The organism is Sulfurisoma sediminicola (assembly GCF_003865015.1).
GTDB lineage: Bacteria > Pseudomonadota > Gammaproteobacteria > Burkholderiales > Rhodocyclaceae > Sulfurisoma > Sulfurisoma sediminicola.
Window position 1 is genome coordinate 718851 of sequence record NZ_BHVV01000001.1, and the last position, 21184, is coordinate 740034.

The following is a 21184-nucleotide window of genomic DNA, read 5'->3' on the forward strand; positions in this document are numbered from 1 at the left end:
AGCGTTATCATAGAGCAGGAACGCAATAAAATCTATAGGTGCATTAGCTGTGTTTATTGCAAATTTCCTTTCGCCCTTTGCTTCCCTCGAACCGGGACGCAGCACCGCTGAGCAGATCCGCAGCCAGCTCGGTCCGCCAGCCGAAACGTGGCACAACGAGGACGGCTCGGTGACTTGGGAATATCCGCAGGAGCCCGAAGGCACGCAATGTCACATGCTGACCTTCGATGCCCGACACATCCTGCTGCGCATCGAGCAGGTGTTGAGCGATGACTATCTCGCCCGGATCGAGAAGGGCTGGAGCCACGACCGCGTGCGCCGGCTGCTTGGCCGGCCGCGCACCACGGTGTTCTATCCATTGAAGCGCGAGGAGGTCTGGGACTGGCGCATCGAATCGCCCTTCCCCGACCGGCGCGTATTGTTCAACGTGCATTTCGACGAGTTCGGCGCGGTCACCGGCACCAGCCGCAGTGAGGAAGGCTTGGCGGCCTGACGGCGCCGGGGTGGGTCGCCGGTGCTAAAATCCGCGTCAATTCAAGCCCTTCGCGAGTTTTCGCGCCCCCCGGACATGCAACCCGACCGCAGCCAAGAACTGCGCGACCTGCTCGCGCAGCGCATCCTCATTCTCGACGGCGCCATGGGCACCATGGTGCAGCGCCACAGCCTCGTCGAGGCCGACTACCGCGGCCAGCGCTTCGCCGATGCCAAGAAGGACCTCAAGGGCAACAACGACCTGCTCTGCATCACGCGGCCCGACGTGATCGGCGGCATCCACGAGGCCTACCTGCAGGCCGGCGCAGACATCCTCGAGACCAACACCTTCAACGCCACGCGCGTGTCGCAGGCCGAATACGGCCTCGAGGACCTCGCCTTCGAATTGAACGTCGCCGGCGCGCGCCTCGCGCGCGAGGTCGCCGACAAATACTCGACGCCCGACAAGCCGCGCTTCGTCGCTGGCGTGCTCGGCCCGACCTCGCGCACCTGCTCGCTCTCGCCCGACGTCAACGATCCGGGCTACCGCAACGTCACCTTCGACGCGCTGGTCGAGGACTACACCCAGTCGGTCAAAGGATTGGTCGAAGGCGGCGCCGACATCCTGCTGGTCGAGACCGTTTTCGACACCCTCAACGCCAAGGCCGCGCTGTTCGCCATCGAGAAGTTCTTCCTCGACGCCGGCCGCCAGTGGCCAGTGATGATCTCCGGCACCATCACCGACGCCTCGGGGCGCACGCTGTCGGGCCAGACCGCCGAGGCCTTCTGGAATTCGCTGCGCCATGCGCGGCCGCTGTCCTTCGGCCTCAACTGCGCGCTGGGTGCCGGCGAATTGCGGCAGTACGTCGAGGAAATCTCGCGCGTCGCCGACTGCTACGTCTCGGCCCATCCGAACGCCGGCCTGCCCAACGCCTTCGGCGGCTACGACGAGACGCCACAGATGCTGGCCGACGAGATGGCGCAGTGGGCGAGGAGCGGCATCATCAACATCGCCGGCGGCTGCTGCGGCACCTCGCCCGACCACATCAGGGCCATCGCCGCCGTCATGGCCGGCGTGAAGCCGCGCGCGATTCCGACCATCGAGCCCAAGCTGCGCCTGTCCGGCCTCGAGCCCTTCAACGTCGGCGCCGACTCGCTGTTTGTGAATATCGGCGAGCGTACCAACGTCACCGGCTCGCGCGCCTTCGCCAAAATGATCCTCGAGGGTCGCTTCGACGACGCGCTGGCCGTGGCCCGCAGCCAGGTCGAGAACGGCGCCCAGGTCATCGACATCAACATGGACGAGGCCATGCTGGATTCGCAGGCGGCGATGGTCAGGTTCCTGCACCTCGTCGGCTCCGAGCCGGACATCTGCAAGGTGCCGATCATGCTCGACTCCTCCAAGTGGGAGGTGATCGAGGCCGGCCTCAAATGCATCCAGGGCAAGGGCGTCGTCAACTCCATCTCGATGAAGGAAGGCGAGGCCAGGTTCCTCGAGCAGGCGCGCCTCGCCCGTCGCTACGGCGCGGCGGCGATCGTCATGGCTTTCGACGAGACCGGCCAGGCCGATACCTTCAAGCGCAAGACCGAAATCTGCAAGCGCGCCTACGACCTGCTGGTCAATGATGGCTTCCCGGCCGAAGACATCATCTTCGACCCCAACGTCTTCGCCATCGCCACCGGCATTCCCGAGCACGACAACTACGCCGTCGATTTCATCGAGGCGACGCGCTGGATCAAGCAGAACCTGCCCCACGCCGGCATCTCCGGCGGCATCTCCAACGTTTCCTTCTCCTTCCGCGGCAACGAGCCGGTGCGGGAAGCGATCCACACCGTCTTCCTCTACCACGCCATCCAGGCCGGCCTCACCATGGGCATCGTCAACGCCGGCCAGCTCGGCGTCTACGACCAGCTCGACCCGGTGTTGCGCGAGAAGGTCGAGGATGTCGTACTGAACAGAAAAGTCGGCGCCGGCGACACGCTGGTCGAGTTCGCCACCTCGGTCAAGGGCAGCGCGAAAGAGCAGGTGCAGGACCTCGCCTGGCGCGAGTGGCCGGTCGAGAAGCGCCTCGAGCACGCCATGGTGCGCGGCATCACGGAATACGTGGTCGCCGACACCGAGGAATGCCGCGCCGCGCTCGCGGCCGCCGGCAAGCCGCCGCTGGCGGTGATCGAGGGCCCGCTGATGGCCGGCATGAACGTCGTCGGCGACCTCTTCGGCGCCGGCAGGATGTTCCTGCCGCAGGTGGTGAAGTCGGCCCGCGTGATGAAGCAGGCCGTCGCCCACCTCCTGCCTTACATCGAGGAGGACAAGAAGCTCACCGGCGCCTCCTCCAAGGGCAAGATCGTCATCGCCACCGTCAAGGGCGACGTGCACGACATCGGCAAGAACATCGTCGGCGTCGTGCTCGGCTGCAACGGCTACGACATCGTCGACCTCGGCGTGATGGTGCCGGCCGACAAGATCCTCCACGCGGCGAAGGAGCACGGCGCGCAGGCCATCGGCCTCTCCGGCCTGATCACGCCGTCGCTGGAGGAAATGAGCCACTTCGCATCCGAGATGCAGCGCTTGGGGCTAACCCAGCCGCTGCTGATCGGGGGCGCGACCACCTCACGCGCCCACACCGCGATCAAGATCGCGCCGAATTATGCAGGTCCGGTGGTCTACGTGCCCGACGCCTCGCGCGCGGTCGGCGTGGTGACCCGGCTGCTGTCGCAGGACATGCGCGACGACTTCGTCGCCGAGGTCGCCGCCGATTACGACAAGGTCCGCGCCCAGCACGCGCAGAAGAAGGGCGTGGCGCTGGTGACGCTCGAAGCCGCGCGCGCCAATGCCGCGAAGCTCGATTACGCCCCGTTCCCGCCGCGCCGGCCCGGCCTGCACACGCTGTGCCGCATCCACTTACCCAAGCTCGCCGAATACATCGACTGGGGCCCCTTTTTCCAGACATGGGACCTCGCCGGTTCCTATCCGAAGATCCTCGACGACCCCAAGGTCGGCGAGGCTGCGCGCGGCGTGTTCAACGACGCCCAGGCGATGCTCAAGCGGATCGTCGAAGAAAACTGGCTCGTAGCCAATGCCGTCTTCGGCCTGTTCCCGGCCAACCGTGCCGCCAACGGCGACGACATCGAGCTCTACGAAGACGAGTCGCGCACCAGGGTGCTGATGACCTGGCGCGGCCTGCGCCAGCAGCACGAGCGCCCGCCGGGCAAGCCCAACGAGAGCCTCGCCGACTTCATCGCGCCGCAGGGCATCCCCGACTGGATCGGCGCCTTCGCCGTGACCGCCGGCCTGGGCATCGAAACGAAGCTCGCCGAGTTCGAAGCCGCGCACGACGACTACCGCGCCATCATGCTCAAGTCGCTCGCCGACCGCCTCGCCGAGGCCGCCGCCGAGTGGCTGCACCACCGCGTGCGCACCGACGACTGGGGCTACGCCCGCGGTGAAACACTGACGAACGACGAAATGATCGCCGAAAAATACCAGGGCATCCGCCCGGCGCCGGGCTACCCGGCCTGCCCCGACCACACGGTGAAAAGGGACTTGTTCCGCCTGCTCGACGCCCCGGCCAACGCCGGCATGGGCCTGACCGAAAACTTCGCCATGACGCCGGCGGCCGCGGTGGCGGGCTTCTACCTGGCCCACCCCCAGGCGCACTATTTCGCCGTGAGCAAAATCGGCAATGACCAGCTTGAAGATTGGGCGGCACGCAACAATATGGACAAATCCGCAGCGTCGCGCTGGCTGGCCCCACTGCTATAAATCAAAAATCGACCATCCTTCCCCAAGGAGAAACCCCATGACCACCGAAGCTCAAGAAAACGACGGCCGCCTCTCCTTCATGGAAGCCGTGGCCTATGTCATGCAGCGCAAGCTGCCCGTATTCGCCGCCATGCCCGTGTTCGGCGACCGTACCGATGACGAACAGCAAACCGCCGAAGGCGCCAAGGTCTTCATCATCGAACCCGATGGCGAGGGCGACTGGCAGATGCGTTTCATCTCCGGCCCCTTCTTCTCGGCCGCCTACGCCGCCAACGAGGTGCTGCCGCCCGAGGACGTGCCGGGCAGCATGCGCGACCTGCGCTACATGCCGACGCACGTCGAGGAAGACTGGTTCACCGACCAGATCCAGATCCTGATCCAGAAGCTGGTGCAGGGCTCCAACATCGACGCGCAGATGCCCGACTACCAGAACGTCCCGGCCAAGGGCGCCGGTCCCGATGCGGTGTTCCCCGTGTCCTTCGTCGGCCGCGGCGGCGACAAGCACTGACAAACGGCAGTGCGCCGGGTCCGGCGCACTGCCTGAACCGCTACACCCCCCAGAGCACCGGCTTTTCGCGCTGCAGGGAGCGCTCGAGCAGTTCGACCAGCGGCAGCGCGCGCTGGGCGAGGCTGACGCGGGCAGCGACCCCGGTCTCCTCTTCCTCTTCGCCCTGCGGCTTGCCATGCGCCTTGGCGCGATCCTCGGCGATCGCGGCCTTGAGGCGGGCGATGCACTCGGGCATCTGCTCGACGGTGACGACGCCGCGGACAGTGCGTTCCTTGCCCATGATTTCCATCATGCGATGGGCGACCTCGTCGAACATCATGACATCGCCCGAGGCGTCGGACTGGAAGGTGATCATGCGATTTTCCTTTCGAGCAGCCAGTCGAGAATGTGCTGGGCCGGCTTCCGCCAGTCGCGCTCGAGCATGAGGCCGTGGCCCATGCCGGGAAAGATGGTCGCCGGCACGCCGTAGGTGCGCGCCGTCATCTCGACCAGCGAGGCCGGCATCAGGTGGTCGAGTTCCGCGCCCTGGATCAGCAGCGACGAGGCGTCGATCTTCGATGGATGGGGCAGGTTGAACAGACTCATGTCCCAGATCGCGCGGTGCGACTCGGGCTGCGACCAGCGATAGAAGCGCGACAGGTCGTCGACGGCGATCGGCTGCGCGAACAAGGCTTCGCGCAGGGTGTCGAGCGCCACCTCGCCGCCCCCCATCAGGCTATTGAGGTCGCTCATCAGGCCCGGCTGCGAAAACATCATGCCGAAGGCCGCCGCCATCAGGCCCTGCGGTGGCACCGAGCACATCAGCACCGCCCCGGGGAATTTCCGCTGCTCGAGCACCTTCTGCACGACGAAGCCGCCCATCGAGTGGCCGATCAGCACCGGCGGCGCCGGCAGGCTGCCGACGACCTCGAGCACGTCCTTGACGTAGTCGGCGACCGACAGGCTGTCGAGATGCTCGCGGCCCCGCGAATGGCCGTGGCCCGACAGACTCAGCGCATGCGCCGCATAGCCGGCTTCGGCGAAGAAGGGCAGGAAATGCTCCTCCCAGCACCAGGCCCCGGTGAAGGCGCCATGGACGAACAGCAGCGGGGTGGTGCGCGATGCAGTGGCGGGGGCTCGCGACAGGACTTCGAGCGTGGCGAGGCGGGCAGCGTTCATAATGCGATTCTATGCTCAAGTGGCTGATCGCCCTCTTCCTCGTCGTGCTGCTGCTCGGCATCGCCCGACCGCGACTGTCCGCTTGGCTCAGGCTCGGAAGACTGCCGGGCGACCTGCGCTTCAGACTGCGCGGGCGCGAGTATCTGTTTCCCTTCGTCTCGGTGCTGCTGCTCTCCCTGCTCGCCTCACTCCTGATGCGACTCTTGTAGGCCGAGGGCCTTGACCGCCGCGACACGGGCCTCGTGGACGCGCTGCGGGATCTGCGCCGCGTCGTCGCAGGCCCTGGCGGTGGCCCCGGCGTCGACGCCGCGCATGGCGGCGAGCGCCAGTCGCCAGGCCTCCGCCTGCGGGAATTCCCTTTCCTCAAAACCGAGGCGCCCGCGGAAGTCAGCCTCGCAGGCGCCGAGGATCAGCTCGAAGCGCTCGGGCCGTCGCAGCACGTCGCAGCGTTCGAGCAGCTTCACCATCGTCGCGGGCCGCAACAGTTCGGGCTTGTAGATGTCGCCGTGGAACTGCGCCACCAGCAGTGCCAGGTCGCGGCAATCGACCGGCACCCGCAAACGCTCGCACAGCGGGCCGAGCAGCTCGACGCTGCGCGCCTCGTGGCCGGCGTGGCGGGGCAGGATATCGACCGGCGTGCTGCCCTTGCCGAGATCGTGGGTCAGCGCGGCGAAGCGCGCCGGCAGCGGCAGCTCAAGCCGCGCCGCCATGTCGATCACCATCATCACATGGACGAAGGTATCGACCTCGGGATGGTAGTCGGCACGCTGCGGCACCCCCGCCAGCGCACCCAGTTCCGGCAGCAGTTTCGCCAGCGCGCCGCAGGCGCGCAGCGTCACGAACATGCGCGAAGGCCTCGCCTCCATCAGGCCGCGCGCGAACTCCTGCCAGACGCGCTCGGGCACCAGCGCGTCGACCTCGCCGTTATCGACCATGGCGCACATGAGTTCGAGCGTCTCGGGTGCCAGCGTGAAGCCGCCGAAGCGCGCGGCGAAGCGTGCCACCCGCAGGATGCGCACCGGGTCCTCGGCGAACGCGGGCGAGACATGGCGCAAAACCCGCGCCTGCAGATCGCGCCGCCCGCCGTAGGGGTCGATCAGCGCGCCATCGGCGCCCTTCGCCATGGCATTGATGGTGAGATCGCGCCGTGCCAGGTCCTCCTCCAGCGTGACACCGGCATCGGCGTGGAAGACGAAGCCCTTGTAGCCCGGCGCGGTTTTGCGCTCGGTCCGTGCCAGCGCGTACTCCTCGTGCGTGCGCGGATGGAGGAAAACGGGGAAGTCCTTGCCTACCGGCGTGTAGCCCTGCACCAGCATCTGCTCGGGCGTGGCGCCGACGACGACCCAGTCCCGATCCTGCACCGGCAGGCCGAGCAGTTCATCGCGGACGGCGCCGCCGACGCAGAAGACCTGCACTAGCGCGTCCTCCCGCTGGGCACCGGCTAACGCTTCGCCGTCTCGCGCAAGTCGTCGAATCCGGCGCGGCGGCGGCCGTCGGCGAGATAAGTCGGGCCGACGATCTCCAGCGGCGTAGCGCGGCGGCCGAAGGGCAACTCGCCGCAGTCGCCGCGCTCGCAGGTGCTGGGCACCTGCATCGACCAGTAGTTGTCGCGGGTCATCGGGCCGCCGACGATTTCGAGCAGCCACGCCTGCAGGTAAGAGGGGATGTCGCCGAGCGGCATGATGTTGCCCGGGCTGCCCGCGGTCTTGCCGGCGTAATCGACGAGGTCGATCAGGGTGTAGATCTTCGGCCCGCAGAGTTCATAGGTCTGGCCGGCGCTCTCGGAGCGGTCCAGGCACTCGGCCATGACATTGACGACATCCTCGACCCACACCGGCTGGAACAGCGCCGCGGGGCAGGCCAGCGGTACCATCGGCGCCATCGCGCAGAGGCCGGCGAAAACGGTGAGGAAACTGTCGCCCTGGCCGAAGATCACCGAGGGACGGAAAATCGTGGCGGCGGGAAACGCATCGCGCACTGCGGCCTCGCCGGCGGCCTTGGAGCGCAGGTAGGCCGAGGGGGCGCCCGCGTCCGCCTTGAGCGCCGACATGTGCAGCAGCCGCTGCGCGCCCGCGGCCTGCGCCGCTTCCGCCACGCGCCCGGCGAGATGGAAGTGGGCGCGATCGAAACCACGGCCCCAGGGACGGCCGTCGGTCTTGCCGTTGCCACCCTTGAGCACGCCGACGAGGTTGATCACGGCATCCTGGCCGGCGGCCAGCCGGGCCAGCGTGGCGTCGTCGTGGATATCGGCCTCGACCACGTCCACCATCGGGAAGGTCAGCAGGTACTTGGCGCGCTCGCGCCGGCGCGTCGGCACGGTGATGCGGACATTGCGGCGCGCCAATGCGTTCATCAGGTGGCGGCCGACATAGCCGGAACCGCCGATCAGCAGGATATTCTCGATGGTCATGTTGGGAGTGGGTCGAGTGTTGCGGATGGGAAAGCGACGTTAACGTGAACTACGGAATTTGACGCCGAGCAAGCCCATGAGCGCAGCGAACAAACATCGACCCCCGCCTCGGGGCGGGGGTTGGGGGTGGGGGCGTCATTTGCTCTTGCGCATTTCATGCACAGGGGTGGAATTGGGGGCCATGAAAGCTAGGGCAGGTCCTCGCCACGCGTCTCGCCGGGACGGGCCGGCTGGATGATGCCGAGGCGACTCTTCAGCGACTGCGGCTTGTCCTCGAACAGCGTGGCGTAATAGACCGCGTTGCTCATCACCTTCTTGACGTAGTCGCGCGTCTCGGCGAAGGGGATGGTCTCGGCATAGATCGCGCCCTCGAGCGGGCGATCGGCGCGCCAGCGCTTGGCGCGGCCGGGACCGGCGTTGTAGGCGGCCGACGCCAGCACCGGATGGTTGTCGAGGCTGGCCAGCACCATCTTGAGGTAGTTGGTGCCGAGCGTGACGTTGGTGTCCATCTCGGTGACCTTGCCCGGATGGTAGTTGCTCATGCCGATCTTCTTCGCCACCCAGCTGGCCGTGGCCGGCATCACCTGCATCAGGCCCTGGGCACCGACCGAGGACTTGGCGCGCGTGATGAAGCGGCTCTCCTGCCGCATCAGGCCATAGACCCAGCCGTAATCGAGATCGAGTTCGCGCGCCTTGGGTTCGACGCGCTCGCGATACGGCGCGAGATAGCGCAGGGAATAGTCGTGCTGCAGGGACGTGCGGTCGGCGGTGTTGATGGCGCGATCCCAGACCTCGCTGCGCCTCGCCACTTCGGCGGCGGCGAGCAGCTGGCGGTCGTCGAGGCCGCGCAGGGTCCACACCCATTCGCGCACGCCCTCGATGCGCATGTCGAGACCGATCAGCGCGAGGGCGCGACGGAAGCCGGGGCGCGCGGCGGCGGCGGCGAGTTCCTCGCGGCTCGGCGGCGCAGCGCGCGGCGGCACGCTGATGGTACGGCCGAGTTCCTCATCGGCGAGGTTGCCGTAGAAATTGGGCTGGCCGGCGATCTTCTTGAACAGATCGGCGGCCTGGTCGCGGCTGCCCTGCGCCACCAGCGCGCGCGCCTGCCAGTAAGTCCACGCCGGCTCGGCCGCCATCTGCGGGGGCATCTGCTCCACCGCCTGGCGCACCCGCAACCAGTCGCTGGTCCGCAGCGCCGCGCGCGTCTTCCAGGCCAGCTGGTCTTCGGACAGGGGGGTGGTTCCGGCCCGCTCGAACCACGCGGGAGCCTCGGGCAGGTGGCGCATCGCCGCCTGTTGCGCCAGCTGGCCCCAGGCATAGCCTCGATCCGCCTCGGAAAACTTGTCCTCGATGGCCCGCCACTGCGTCGCCGTCGCCAGCGGATCCTGGCGCGCCATGCGCTGCACGGCGAACAGCGCCATTTCGCGGCCGAGCCGCGTCGCGGCGAAGTTGCCGTTGCGCCTGGCCAGGTAGGCCGCCGGCTTGTCGGCGACGGATTCGAGCATCTTCGCGTCGGGCACCTGGGCGTTGGGCAGGTAACGCGCCGTTGCGCGGGCCTCGCGCAGCTTCTTCGTCTCGAGCAGACGGCGCACGCGTTCCCAGATGTCGTCGACATCGAGACGACCGTTCTCGACCAGCGCATCCGTCAGCGGCGCGCAGGCCTCGGGCAGTTCCACGGCGCTGAACCACAGCGGCCGCGCCTCGAGCATCACGACGTCGCGGCCGGCGCCTTCGGCGCGTGCCAGGCGCGCCTGCAGCGCATAGCAGGTGACTTCGGTTTCGGGCGCCACCAGCGGCGGCAGTTCGCGTTCGAACACCTGCCAGTCGCGGCGTTTGGCGAGGAAGCGCAGCCACTCGCCGCGCAGCTTCTCGGCAAGATACGAGCCCTTCTCGGCTTCGAGGAACTCCGCGACGCCCTCGCTGCTGCCGTCCTCGAGCCTGAGGCGCAGGCGCCAGAAATCGACCCAGGGCCGCAGCTCGTAATCGCCGATGGCCTCGGCCAGACGCCCCAGCCGCACGCGCTCACCGGCCCTGTAAGCATCGCGAGCCTGCAGGAAACGCTCTTCCGCCACCGTCGCGCCGGCCTGGCTTGAGGACAACAGCACCGCCACGGCAAAGCCCGGCAGCGAGACACGACGCAGCCGCCCGCGGGCAATATTGGCTATTCTTGAGGAGAACTTCATCCTACAAATCTAGCACATGCCACCAATACCGCCGTCCCCTGAACATCCCGCCCAAGATCCCGCTGTTCGCGCGGCTCTCCGCGCCGCCCTTCGGCGGGAGAAAATCGCGGCGCGAGCAGCGCTTTCGCCCGCCGATCACGCGGCGCGCTCGCGGCAGATCGAGGCGGCGCTCGCGGCCGTGCTCGACACCCTTGCGGCGAAGCTGGGCGGGGCACCCAGGCTGGGCTTCTGCTGGCCGCACCAGGGCGAGTTCGACGCGCGGGGGCTGGTGGAACGATTGCTTGCCCGCGGCTGGACCGCCTGCCTGCCGGTGGTCGTGGCGGAGGAAATGTCGCTGGCCTTCCGTCCATGGACCCCGACCACCCCGCTGGCGCCCGACCGCTATGGCATCCCGACGCCGACCGCCGGCGACTTCGTGACGCCCGAAGTACTGCTGATCCCGCTGGTAGCCGTCGACGACCGCAACTACCGCATCGGCTATGGCGGCGGCTTCTTCGACCGCACCCTGGCGGCGCTGGCGGCGGCGGGCCATCGCGCGACGGCGATCGGCGTCGGCTTCGAGCTGGCCCGGGTCGCCGATACCCTGCCGGGGCCGCATGACATGCCGCTCGACTTCGTCGTCACCGAGCGCGGCAGTTCCGGTTAAAGCCGCAGCACCGCCTTCGCCATCCTCTCCAGCGCGGTATCGAGCGTCGCGCGCGGGCAGCCGAAGTTGAGCCGCACGAAACCCTTGCCGCCCGGCCCGAAATCGGCGCCGTCCGACAAGCCGACGCCGGCCTGCTCGAAGAAGCGCTGCGGATCGGGCACGCCGAGGCCCCGCGCATCGATCCACGCCAGGTAGGTGGCCTCGACCGGGGCCATCGCCAGTCCCGGCAGGGCGCCTACGGCTTCCTCGACGCGGCGCGCGTTGTCGCGCAGATAGGCTATGCAGGCGGCACGCCAGTCGCCGCCCTCGCGATAGGCCGCCTCGCAGGCGACCAGGCCGAGCGTGTTCACATGCGGCACGATGCCGTGCATCGCCGAGCGGAAGTCGCGCCGCAGCCGCGCATCGGGAATCAGCGCGAAGGCGCAGCCGAGGCCGGGAACGTTGAAAGTCTTGGACGGCGCCATCAGGGTGATGCTGCGCCGCGCGGCTGCGGCGCCGAGACGGGCGAAGGGCATGTGCCGGCGCGGCTCCAGCATCAGGTCGCAATGGATCTCGTCGGAACACACCACCACGTCGTGCTTCTCGGCCAGGCGCAGGATCTCGCGCAGTTCGTCTTCATGCCAGGCACGGCCGAGCGGATTGTGCGGGTGGCAGAGCAGCCACAGCTTCGGCCGCTCGCGCGCGAGCGCCGCGGCCACCGCGTCGAAATCCCACCGCCAGCGGCCGTCCTGCAACAAAAACTCGGCGCCGGCGAGACGGCGCTGCGACTGCGACGGTGCCGAGAGGAAAGGCGGATAGACCGGCGTGGCGGTGAACACCCCATCACTCGCCTGCCCCGTCGCACGGCAGGCGACGTGCAGGCCGGTCACCAGCCCCGGTAGCCAGACGATCCAGTCCTGCTCGATGTCCCAGCCGTATTCGCGCCGGCAGTGTTCCTGTACCGCCTCGAGCAGCGAGGGCCAGGGCTGGCCATAGCCGAACACGCCATGGCCGACGCGGCGGCGCAGGGCTTCGAGCACCGCCGGCGGTGCGGCGAAATCCATGTCGGCGACCCACAACGGCAGGATATCGCGGCCGGAGTACTTGTTCCACTTGAGGGAATCGGAGCCGCGCCGGTCGATGACGCGGTCGAAATCGAACGTGGCGGCGAAGTCGCTCAAACAGCCAGGTGCTCGTAGAGCACCGTCGAAAGGTAGCGCTCGCCGAAGGAGGGGATGATGACCACGGCGAGCTTGCCGGCGTTCTCCGGCCGCCGCATCACCTGCAACGTGGCCGAGACCGCGGCGCCCGACGAGATGCCGACCAGCAGCCCCTCCTCGGTCGCCATGCGCCGCGCCGTCGCGAGCGCGTCCTCGTTGCTCACCGCGACGACCTCGTCATACACCTTGGTGTCGAGGATCGCCGGCACGAAGCCGGCGCCGATGCCCTGGATCACGTGCGGCCCCTTCTGCCCGCCCGAGAGCACCGCGCTGGCGGCCGGCTCGACGGCGACGACGTGGATCCCGGGCCGCCTCGCCTTCAGCGCCTGGCCGACGCCGGTGATGGTGCCGCCGGTGCCGATGCCGGCGACGAAGACATCGACCTTGCCGTCGGTATCCGCCCAGATCTCCTCGGCCGTGGTGCGCCGATGCACCTCGGGGTTGGCCGGGTTCTCGAATTGCTGCGGGATGAAGACGCGCGGATCGGCCGCCGCCATTTCCTCGGCACGGGCGATGGCGCCGGCCATGCCACCGGCGGCGGGCGTCAGCACGAGTTCGGCGCCGTAGGCCTTCAGCAGCAGGCGCCGCTCGCGGCTCATGCTCTCGGGCATGACGAAGACGCACTTGTAGCCGCGCGCGGCGCAGACCATGGCCAGGCCGATGCCGGTGTTGCCCGAGGTCGGCTCGACGATGAGGGTGTCGGCGGTGATGCGGCCCGCCTTCTCGGCGGCCTCGATCATTGCCACGGCGATGCGGTCCTTGACCGAATGCGCCGGGTTCATGAACTCGAGCTTGCAGGCGATGGTGGCGCCGGCGGCGATGTCCTGGCTCAGGCGGTTGAGCCGCACCAGCGGTGTGCGGCCGACGAGTTCGGTGACGTTGTTGGCGATGTTCATCGCTTACCCCAGGAAAAGTTTGTAGGCCGGGTTCTTCGACTCGTCCCAGTGGCGATAGCCGAGGGCCTTGAGGAAGGCGCGGAACCCCTTCATCTCGGCCGGCGGCACCTGCATGCCGACCAGCACCCGGCCGTAGTCGGCGCCGTGGTTGCGGTAGTGGAACAGCGAAATGTTCCAGCCCTTGCTCATGCTCTCGAGGAAGTTCATCAGCGCGCCGGGGCGCTCGGGGAACTCGAAGCGGTAGAGCAGCTCGTGGCTCACGCCCGGCGCGCGGCCGCCGACCATGTGGCGCACGTGGACCTTGGCCATCTCGTCGTCGGTGAGGTCGAGCGTGGCCAGGCCGTGCTTCTGCAGCGACGCGACCAGCTTCAGCGACTCGGCGCGATCGGCCACCTGCACGCCGGCGAAGACGTGCGCTTCCTTCGGGTCCGAGTAGCGATAGTTGAACTCGGTGATGGCGCGCTTGCCGATGAGGTTGCAGAACTTCTTGAACGAGCCCGGCTTCTCGGGAATGGTCACCGCCAGCACCGCCTCGCGCTGCTCGCCGATTTCGGCGCGCTCGGCGACGAAGCGCAGCCGGTCGAAGTTCATGTTGGCGCCCGAGGCCACGGCCACCAGCGTCTTGTCCCTGGCGCCGGTGGCCTTGGCCCAGGCCTTGGCGCCGGCGATCGCCAGCGCACCGGCCGGCTCGAGAATCGAGCGGGTGTCCTCGAACACGTCCTTGATCGCGGCGCAGATGGCGTCGGTATCGACCAGCACCACCTCGTCCACATACTCCTGGCAGAGGCGGAAGGTTTCCTGGCCGACGTACTTGACCGCCGCGCCGTCGGCGAAGAGGCCGACCGAATCGAGCCGCACGCGCCGGCCGGCGGCGAGCGAGCGCGCCATGGCGTCGGCATCCGTCGCCTCGACGCCGATGATGCGCGTGTGCGGCCGCAGCCGCTTGATGTAGGCCGCGACGCCGGCGATCAGGCCGCCGCCGCCGATGCAGCAGAACACGGCGTCGATCGGATCGGGATGCTGGCGCAGGATCTCCATGCCGATGGTGCCCTGGCCGGCGATGACGTCGGGATCGTCGAAGGGGTGGATGAAGACGAGCTTCTGCTTCTTCTCCAGCTCGAGGGCATGGGTGTAGGCCTCGTCGTAGGAATCGCCGGCCAGCACCACTTCCGCCATGGCGCCGCCATGTTTCTTTACGGCGTCGATCTTGATCGGCGGCGTGGTCGTCGGCATCACGATCACCGCGCGGCAGCCGAGCTTCCGCGCCGACAGGGCGACGCCCTGGGCGTGGTTGCCGGCCGAGGCGCAGATGACGCCGTGCTTCCGCTGCGCCGGCGTCAGGTGGACGATCTTGTTGTAGGCACCGCGCAGCTTGAAGCTGAACACCGGCTGCATGTCCTCGCGCTTGAGGAAAATGCGGTTGCCGCTGCGGGCCGTGAGGTTGGGCGCCAGCTCCAGCGGAGTTTCGATGGCCACGTCATAGACGCGGGCGTTGAGGATCTTTTCGAGGTAGTCCATGTGACGGAGCGAGGCGTAAACGGGTGACGCGGAAGGTTACCATGTGCCCATGGACTGGCTGAGCTGGTTTTCCCACCCCGATGTCGGCCTCGCCGGGCTGTTCGTGGCGAGCTTTCTCTCCGCCACGCTGCTGCCCGGCGGCTCCGAGGCGGTGCTGCTCGGCGTGCTCGCGCTGCACCCCGGGCAGACCGTGCCGGCGCTGCTGCTGGCGACGCTGGGCAATACGCTGGGCGGCATGACGACCTACTGGATGGGCCGCGTGCTGCCCGAGAAAAAGGCCGGCGATGCGGACACGGCGCGCCACATCGAACAGGTGCGGCACTGGGGCTCCCCCGCCCTGCTGCTGGCATGGGCGCCGCTCATCGGCGATGCGCTGTGCGCCGCCGCCGGCTGGCTGCGCCTGCACTGGCTGCCCTGCCTGCTGTGGATGGCGCTGGGCAAGGGCGCGCGCTACGCGGTGCTGGTGTTCGCGGCGACCTGAATCCGGGAAATGCGCAGGAAATAGACGCCGACCGTCGCCCCGGCGACCGCCAGGCTCGCCGTTGCGGCGATCCAGAAGCCGGCCGCGCCGCGCGGCGGACCGAGCCAGTCGGTGAGACCCAGCACATAGCCGCCGGCCAGTCCGACGCCCCAGAGCGAGGCCGCATAGACGATCATCGGCCAGAAGGTCTTCTTGTAGCCGCGCAGGATGTTCACCGCCACCGCCTGCAGCGCGTCGGCCCAGTGGTAGGCGGCGACCAGCGCGATCAGGGGCACGGCGGCGGCCTGCACCGCCGGGTCGGGCGTGTAGAGCGCGGCGAAGGCGGGCGCGGCCAGCCACAGCAGGCCGCTGATCAGCGTCGCCATGCCCATGCCGAGGAGCAGCCCGAGCTTGCCGGCATGACGCGCCTCGGCGGGTGCGCCGGCGCCGAGCGACTGGCCACAGAGCACCGCCGTGGCGTTGCCGAGCGCCAGCGGCAGCATGAAGGCGAGCACGGCGAGGTTGGAGGCGATCTGGTGCGAGGCCGATGCCAGCGGCCCCAGCCGCGCGATGAACAGCGCCATGAAGGTGAAGGCGGTGACGTCGACGAACTGGGTGGCGCCGATGGGCAGGCCGAGGCGCAGCAGCGTGCCGATGCGCGAGAGGTTGGGCCAACTCCAGCGCGCGTAGACGCCGTAGCCCTCGCAGTCGGTCCGCTTTGCGCACCAGCCCCAGGCGATGCTCACCGTGATCCAGGAAATCAACGCCGTCGCCGCGGCGCAGCCGGGACCGCCCATGGCCGGGATGCCGAAGTGGCCGTGGATGAAGACGAGGTTGAGCGGCACCTTGAAGACGAGGCCGACGAGGTTGATCGCCATCACTGCGCGCGGCCGGCCGATGCCGGCCATGAAGCCGTAGAAGACGCGGAAGGCCAGCGCCGCCGGCAGGCTCCAGGCGATGGCGTCGAGGTAGAGCCGCACCTTGGCTTCGATCGCCGGCGTGAGCCGGGAAAAAGCCAGCAGCGGTTCCGGGTTCTTCAGCAGCACGACGGCTAGCAGTCCGAGCGCCAGCGCCAGCCAGCCCGACTGCCGCACTTCCTCGCCGATCTCGGCGTAGCGCCCGGCGCCGTGCAGATGCGCCACGATCGGCGTCAGCGCCAGCAGCACGCCCAGCAGGGTGACGAAGACCGTGACGTAGATCGCCGCACCGATGCCGACGCCCGCCAGGTCTTCTGCCGACAGATGCCCGGCCATCAGGGTGTCGATGACCGCGTTGGCCATCACCGCGATCTGGGCGATCAGCACCGGCCAGGCGAGGTGAAACAGGCGGCGGATCAGCGTGGGCTCGACCATGCGGCTCGTAGGGGTTCGTGCTGCGACGCAATAGCCTAAAATAACATCTTTGATACGGCAGCCGCGATGAACGCCCGCCTCAGGGAAATCCCCTACAACTACACCTCCTTCTCCGACCGCGAGATCGTCATTCGCCTGCTCGGCGCGGAGATGTGGGCGATCCTCGACGTGCTGCGCAGCCAGCGCGTCACTGGCCGCTCGGCGCGCATGCTCTACGAGGTGCTCGGCGACATCTGGGTGGTGCGGCGCAATCCGTATCTGGAAGACGACCTGCTCGCCAACCCGAGCCGGCGCGCCGCGCTGGTCGGCGCGCTGCGCCATCGGCTGGCCGAAATCGAGAAGCGGCGCCAGGGCAATGAGCCGGTGGCGAAGCTGCTGGTGGCCGCGCACGCGGCCGTGCATTCCTTCGAGCGCTGGTTCGGCGACACTTACGACCTGCGCCGCCGCGTGCTGCGCGTGCTGGCGAAGCACACCCGCAAGGACAACATCTGCTTCGACGGGCTGGCCCGCGTTTCCCACGTCACCGACGCCACCGACTGGCGCGTCGAATATCCCTTCGTGGTGCTGACTCCGGACACGGAAGAAGAAATCGCCCCGCTGGTGCGCGGCTGCATCGAGCTGGGGCTGACCATCATCCCGCGCGGCGGCGGCACCGGCTACACCGGCGGCGCCGTGCCGCTCGAGGCGAAGTCGGCGGTGATCAACACCGAGAAGCTGATCGACATGGGCGCGGTCGAGCAGGCCGTGCTGCCGGGCCTCGATCAGCCCTACGCCACCATCCGCACCGGCGCCGGCCTGGTCACGCGGCGCGTGATGGACCGCGCCGACGAGTCCGGCCTGGTGTTCGCCTGCGACCCGACCTCGGCCGACGCCTCCTGCATCGGCGGCAACATCGCCATGAACGCCGGCGGCAAGAAGGCCGTGCTCTGGGGCACGGCGCTCGACAACCTGGCCTCGTGGCGCATGGTGACGCCCGAGGGCAAGTGGCTCGAGGTCGAGCGGCTCAACCACAACCTCGGCAAGATCCACGACCAGGCGGTCGCCACCTTCCGCTGCCGCTACTTCGACGAGAACGGCAAGAAGCTCGAACGCGAGGAGACGCTGGAAATTCCCGGCGCCGGGTTCCGCAAGGTCGGACTCGGCAAGGACGTCACCGACAAGTTCCTCGCCGGCCTGCCCGGCGTGCAGAAGGAGGGCTGCGACGGCCTCATCACCTCGGCGGTGTGGATCCTGCACAAGATGCCGCCGGTGGCGCGCACCGTCTGCCTCGAATTCTTCGGCCAGGTGCGCGACGCCGTGCCGAGCATCGTCGAGATCACCGAATACCTCAAGGCGCGGCCGGGCGGCGCCATCCTCGCCGGCCTCGAACACCTCGACGAGCGCTACGTCAAGGCCGTCGGCTACGCCACCAAGGCCAAGCGCCACGGCCGGCCGAAGATGGTGCTGATCGGCGACATCGTCGGCGCGGACGAGGACGCCGTGATGCGCGCCACCTCGGAAGTGGTGAAGATCGCCAATTCGCGCGGCGGCGAGGGCTTCATCGCGGTGTCGGCCGACGCGCGCAAGAAATTCTGGCTCGACCGCGCCCGCACCGCGGCCATCTCCAGGCACACCAACGCCTTCAAGGTGAACGAGGACGTGGTGATCCCGCTGCCGCGCATGGGCGACTACTGCGACGGCATCGACCGCATCAACATCGAGCTGTCCATCGCCAACAAGCTCGCGCTGTGCGATGCCCTCGCCGAGTGCCTGGCCGGCGACCTGCCGCTGCACGCCGGCGACACCGAACTGGACAAGAACGAACTGCTCGGCGACCGCCGCGAGCAGGCGCTGGAACTGATCGCGGCCACCCGCAGCAAATGGCAGGCGCTGCTCGACGACATCGGGCACAACTTCAATGCCCTGCAGGAGCACTCGATCCGCGTCTCGTGGAAGACGGAGCTCAAGGCCCCGCTCGAAGCCATCTTCGACGGCAACGCCTTCCGTCCGGTGGTGGAACGCATCGAGGGCATCCACAAGGAAGTGCTGCGCGGCCGCGTCTTCGTCGCCCTGCACATGCATGCCGGCGACGGCAACGTGCATACCAACATCCCGGTGAACTCCGACAACTACGCCATGCTGCAGACGGCGAGCAAGGCCGTGGCGCGCATCATGGCGCTGGCGCGGTCCTTGGGCGGCGTGATCTCCGGCGAGCATGGCATCGGCATCACCAAGCTCGAATTCCTGACCGACGACGAGATCCGGCCCTTCCGCGACTACAAACGCCGCGTCGATCCCGACGGCCGCTTCAACAAGGGCAAGCTGATGGCCGGCGCCGACCTCGCCAACGCCTACACGCCCTCGTTCTCGCTGCTCGGCACCGAGTCGCTGATCATGGAGCAGTCGGAGATCGGCTCGATCTCGGCCAGCATCAAGGACTGCCTGCGCTGCGGCAAGTGCAAGCCGGTGTGCTCGACCCACGTGCCGCGCGCCAACCTGCTCTACTCACCGCGCAACAAGATCCTCGGCACCTCGCTGCTGATCGAGGCCTTCCTCTACGAGGAGCAGACCCGGCGCGGCATCTCGCTGCAGCATTTCGACGAGTTCAACGACGTCGCCGACCACTGCACGGTCTGCCACAAGTGCGTGAACCCCTGCCCCGTCGACATCGATTTCGGCGACGTCTCCATCGCCATGCGCAACTTCCTGCGCGCCCAGGGCAAGAAGAAGACCAGCCCCGGCGCCATCGCGGCGATGGCCTTCCTCAACGCCACCGATCCCGCCACCATCAAGCTGCTGCGCACGGGCATGATCGAGTGGGGCTACAAGGCGCAGCGCCTCGGCCACCGCCTGGCCAAGTCCTTCGGCCTCATCCAGGAAACGGTGCAGCGTCCGCCGGCCACTCTCGGCCGTCCCGCCATCAAGGCCCAGGTCATCCACTTCCTCAACAAGCCGATGCCGGCGAGCCTGCCGTCGCGCACCTCGCGCGCGCTGCTCGACATCGAGGACGACGCGCAGATCCCGGTGATCCGCGACCCGAAGAAGTCAACCGAAGAATCCGATGCCGTCTTCTACTTCCCCGGCTGCGGCTCGGAGCGATTGTTCTCGCAGGTGGGGCTGGCCACCCAGGCCATGCTCTACGACCTCGGCGCCACCACCGTGCTGCCGCCGGGCTACCTCTGCTGCGGCTATCCGCAGACCTCGAACGGCGACGAAGACAAGGGCCAGGCCATCACCACCGCCAACCGCGTGCTGTTCCACCGCGTCGCCAACACGCTGAACTACCTCGACATCAAGACGGTGATCGTCTCCTGCGGCACCTGCATGGACCAGTTGCTCAAGTACGAATTCGACAAGATCTTCCCCGGCTGCCGCCTGCTCGACATCCACGAATACCTGCTCGAGAAGGGCGTCAAGCTCGAAGGGACGAGCGGCGTGCAGTTCATGTACCACGAGCCCTGCCACACACCGATGAAGACCCACTCGGGCATCAAGGTGGTCAACCAGCTGATGGGGCAGCGCGTCGACCTCAACGACCGCTGCTGCGGCGAGTCCGGCACCCTGGCGGTGACGCGGCCCGATGTATCGACGCAGATCCGCTACCGCAAGCAGCAGGAGATCGAGGCCGGCGCGGCGAAACTGCGAATGATCGGCGCCGGCGGGACGGCGGATCAGGTGAAGATCCTCACCTCCTGCCCGAGCTGCCTGCAGGGCCTCGCCCGCTATCGCGACGACGCCAATATCGAGGCCGACTACGTCGTGGTCGAAATGGCCAAGCGCCTGCTCGGTGCCGAGTGGATGGAAGACTACGTCGCCGCCGCCAACGCCGGCGGCATCGAGCGCGTGCTGCTCTAATGCGTCAGCGCCGCCTCGAGGCGGCGGCGCAGTGCGGCCATGGCCTGCGCCGCGCCCAGGCGCAGCCGGTAATCGACGTAATCGCTGACCCGGCTCTCGCCCGGATTGATCTCGACCGTCGGCACGCCCCGGCGCAGGGCATCGACCACCGGTTCGGCGATGTAGGGGAAGACGCTGGTCGTGCCGATGGAGAACACCAGGTCGACGCCGCGCTCGATGGTGGCGATCAGCCGCTGCACCGCGGCTAGCGGCAGCGCCTCGCCGAACAGCACGACATCGGGACGCAGCATCGCCCCGCAATCGGCACAGGCCGGCGGCATGGCCATGCCGCCATAGTCGCGCACCGCCCGCCGCAGGCCGCAGGCGGTGCAGGAGAGGCGATGCAGGGTGCCATGGATCTCGATCAGGTCGCGCGAGCCGGCGGCACGATGCAGTCCGTCGATGTTCTGGGTCAGCACCGTCACGCCACCGTTGCGTTGCTCGAGCCAGGCGATCGCCGCATGGGCCGCGTTGGGCTGCGCGCCGCGACAGTTGGCCTCGATCTGGGCCAGGTACTTCCAGGTGATTTCGGGGCGCGATGCCATCATCTCGCCCGACAGCGCCTCCTCGATGGCGTAGCCCTCGTCGGTCGCGTTGCCGTTGTAGAGTCCGCCGATGCCGCGGTAGGTCGGCAGGCCCGAATCGGCCGAGATGCCGGCACCGGTGATGAAGAGCATGCTTCGCGCACCGGCACAGAGAGCGGCGATCTCGTCGAGGAGGCGTTCGTCCGGGGCGGCTGTCATGCGC

The 21184-nt window shown here is 68.1% G+C and carries 17 protein-coding genes; 7 read left to right on the top strand and 10 right to left on the bottom strand.

Annotated elements, in window-relative coordinates:
* The first annotated feature begins 49 nt into the window (after window positions 1-49).
* From EJE94_RS03425 to EJE94_RS03435, 3 genes are all read left to right on the top strand, one after another.
* Window positions 50-493 carry a hypothetical protein gene (locus EJE94_RS03425; RefSeq protein ID WP_121240069.1) on the top strand — a complete coding sequence of 148 codons (444 nt, stop codon included), beginning with the start codon at window positions 50-52 and terminating at the stop codon, window positions 491-493.
* Window positions 494-568: 75 nt separating this feature from the next.
* Entirely contained in the window at window positions 569-4234 is a 3666-nt protein-coding gene (gene metH / locus EJE94_RS03430) for a methionine synthase (protein ID WP_121240070.1), read from the top strand.
* Window positions 4235-4271: 37 nt separating this feature from the next.
* Entirely contained in the window at window positions 4272-4742 is a 471-nt protein-coding gene (locus tag EJE94_RS03435; RefSeq protein WP_121240071.1) for a hypothetical protein, read from the top strand.
* A 40-nt stretch (window positions 4743-4782) separates the two neighbouring features.
* Here EJE94_RS03435 and EJE94_RS03440 read toward each other — a convergent pair whose 3' ends face one another.
* Both EJE94_RS03440 and EJE94_RS03445 read right to left on the bottom strand, forming a co-directional pair.
* Window positions 4783-5097 carry a DUF1840 domain-containing protein gene (locus EJE94_RS03440; protein WP_121240072.1) on the bottom strand — a complete coding sequence of 105 codons (315 nt, stop codon included), beginning with the start codon at window positions 5095-5097 and terminating at the stop codon, window positions 4783-4785.
* A complete protein-coding gene (locus tag EJE94_RS03445) occupies window positions 5094-5900 on the bottom strand; it encodes an alpha/beta hydrolase (RefSeq protein WP_121240073.1) in 807 nt (268 codons plus the stop codon). Before EJE94_RS03445 ends, EJE94_RS03440 begins: the two co-directional genes overlap by 4 nt.
* An 11-nt stretch (window positions 5901-5911) precedes the next feature.
* Between EJE94_RS03445 and EJE94_RS03450 the strand changes: the two genes are divergently transcribed.
* Entirely contained in the window at window positions 5912-6109 is a 198-nt protein-coding gene (locus EJE94_RS03450) for a DUF2905 domain-containing protein (protein WP_121240074.1), read from the top strand.
* Here the strand turns inward: EJE94_RS03450 and EJE94_RS03455 are convergent.
* From EJE94_RS03455 to EJE94_RS03465, 3 genes are all read right to left on the bottom strand, one after another.
* A complete protein-coding gene (locus EJE94_RS03455) occupies window positions 6086-7315 on the bottom strand; it encodes a multifunctional CCA addition/repair protein (RefSeq protein ID WP_121240075.1) in 1230 nt (409 codons plus the stop codon). The two genes, EJE94_RS03450 and EJE94_RS03455, sit on opposite strands and share 24 nt — an antisense overlap.
* Window positions 7316-7341: 26 nt before the next feature.
* On the bottom strand, window positions 7342-8310 hold the full coding sequence (locus EJE94_RS03460) for a complex I NDUFA9 subunit family protein (protein ID WP_121240076.1): 969 nt from the start codon (window positions 8308-8310) through the stop codon (window positions 7342-7344).
* A gap of 188 nt (window positions 8311-8498) precedes the next feature.
* On the bottom strand, window positions 8499-10409 hold the full coding sequence (locus EJE94_RS03465; RefSeq protein ID WP_207855676.1) for a lytic transglycosylase domain-containing protein: 1911 nt from the start codon (window positions 10407-10409) through the stop codon (window positions 8499-8501).
* Between the two features lie 100 nt (window positions 10410-10509).
* On the opposite strand from EJE94_RS03465, the gene EJE94_RS03470 reads away from it, so the two are divergent.
* On the top strand, window positions 10510-11139 hold the full coding sequence (locus tag EJE94_RS03470) for a 5-formyltetrahydrofolate cyclo-ligase (RefSeq protein WP_121240078.1): 630 nt from the start codon (window positions 10510-10512) through the stop codon (window positions 11137-11139).
* On the opposite strand, the gene EJE94_RS03475 is transcribed toward EJE94_RS03470, so the two are convergent.
* Genes EJE94_RS03475 through ilvA form a run of 3 tightly spaced genes read right to left on the bottom strand, consistent with a single transcriptional unit; the run spans window position 11136 to window position 14752 of the window.
* The gene (locus EJE94_RS03475) at window positions 11136-12299 is read right to left on the bottom strand and encodes a MalY/PatB family protein (RefSeq protein ID WP_121240079.1); all 1164 of its coding nucleotides are present in this window, start codon (window positions 12297-12299) and stop codon (window positions 11136-11138) included. The genes EJE94_RS03470 and EJE94_RS03475 overlap by 4 nt on opposite strands.
* Window positions 12296-13234 (bottom strand): cysteine synthase A, encoded by a 939-nt coding sequence (gene cysK, locus EJE94_RS03480; RefSeq protein WP_121240080.1) that lies wholly within the window; start codon window positions 13232-13234, stop codon window positions 12296-12298. The genes EJE94_RS03475 and cysK overlap by 4 nt, the downstream gene beginning before the upstream one ends.
* Window positions 13235-13237: 3 nt before the next feature.
* Window positions 13238-14752 carry a threonine ammonia-lyase, biosynthetic gene (gene ilvA / locus EJE94_RS03485; protein ID WP_121240081.1) on the bottom strand — a complete coding sequence of 505 codons (1515 nt, stop codon included), beginning with the start codon at window positions 14750-14752 and terminating at the stop codon, window positions 13238-13240.
* A gap of 49 nt (window positions 14753-14801) precedes the next feature.
* On the opposite strand from ilvA, the gene EJE94_RS03490 reads away from it, so the two are divergent.
* On the top strand, window positions 14802-15233 hold the full coding sequence (locus EJE94_RS03490) for a YqaA family protein (RefSeq protein WP_121240082.1): 432 nt from the start codon (window positions 14802-14804) through the stop codon (window positions 15231-15233).
* Here EJE94_RS03490 and EJE94_RS03495 read toward each other — a convergent pair.
* The gene (locus tag EJE94_RS03495) at window positions 15203-16564 is read right to left on the bottom strand and encodes an MATE family efflux transporter (RefSeq protein WP_121240083.1); all 1362 of its coding nucleotides are present in this window, start codon (window positions 16562-16564) and stop codon (window positions 15203-15205) included. The genes EJE94_RS03490 and EJE94_RS03495 overlap by 31 nt on opposite strands.
* A gap of 66 nt (window positions 16565-16630) precedes the next feature.
* On the opposite strand from EJE94_RS03495, the gene EJE94_RS03500 reads away from it, so the two are divergent.
* A complete protein-coding gene (locus EJE94_RS03500) occupies window positions 16631-20398 on the top strand; it encodes a DUF3683 domain-containing protein (protein ID WP_121240084.1) in 3768 nt (1255 codons plus the stop codon).
* On the opposite strand, the gene EJE94_RS03505 is transcribed toward EJE94_RS03500, so the two are convergent.
* Window positions 20395-21180: an NAD-dependent deacylase gene (locus tag EJE94_RS03505; protein WP_121240085.1), complete on the bottom strand. Its 786-nt coding sequence runs from the start codon at window positions 21178-21180 to the stop codon at window positions 20395-20397. The two genes, EJE94_RS03500 and EJE94_RS03505, sit on opposite strands and share 4 nt — an antisense overlap.
* Window positions 21181-21184: the final 4 nt, after the last annotated feature.